Consider the following 515-nt stretch of genomic DNA (forward strand, 5'->3'; position numbering starts at 1 on the left):
AGCCATAAGTAGCCATAAGTTTGCAAGTTTTTGAGGAAGCAAAAAATCGTTTTCAGCAAATATTAGAACTTGTAAAAAAAATAAATACAACAGCGGATTTGAAAAGTATTGCTGAATTACRGGCRCGTATARRARGCATGCTRGCCATGATCCAAAATGAAGAAACAAAATTGCAAATGGTTGCACACTTACAAAATGCAGAACAAGCGCTTATCGATCAACAAAAGAAAAYGCTTAGCAGGCGGGYATTTAGTAGTCAAAAKRAAAAAATGCCARCAATACGATAATTTTTTACAACAATGTGTCTGTTTTTGAGAAATGCTAACATAATGAATATTAGCACCCTCTCAGTATGCACCCATGCTGCAAAGTGATGGAAAACTGAAATGCGCTAAAGAGGAATACCATGGCCTTCCAAATGTTCACACAACTGTTCAATCGTATTGATCAGGCAACACAAACATATGTCACGGATATCTCCTCAAAGGCAATCGTGACCATTACCCCTTTCGTAT

At 36.7% G+C, this 515-nt stretch carries 1 protein-coding gene and 1 pseudogene; both read left to right on the top strand.

Annotated elements, in window-relative coordinates:
* The first annotated feature begins 20 nt into the window (after positions 1–20).
* Positions 21–287 carry a type IV secretion system protein gene (locus tag CEV08_RS09360; protein WP_280951736.1) on the top strand — a complete coding sequence of 89 codons (267 nt, stop codon included), beginning with the start codon at positions 21–23 and terminating at the stop codon, positions 285–287.
* A 119-nt stretch (positions 288–406) separates the two neighbouring features.
* A pseudogene (locus CEV08_RS09740) lies at positions 407–515 on the top strand (trwi protein); the annotation flags it as partial.

This window comes from Bartonella tribocorum (assembly GCF_002778015.1).
GTDB classification, from domain to species: domain Bacteria; phylum Pseudomonadota; class Alphaproteobacteria; order Rhizobiales; family Rhizobiaceae; genus Bartonella; species Bartonella tribocorum_B.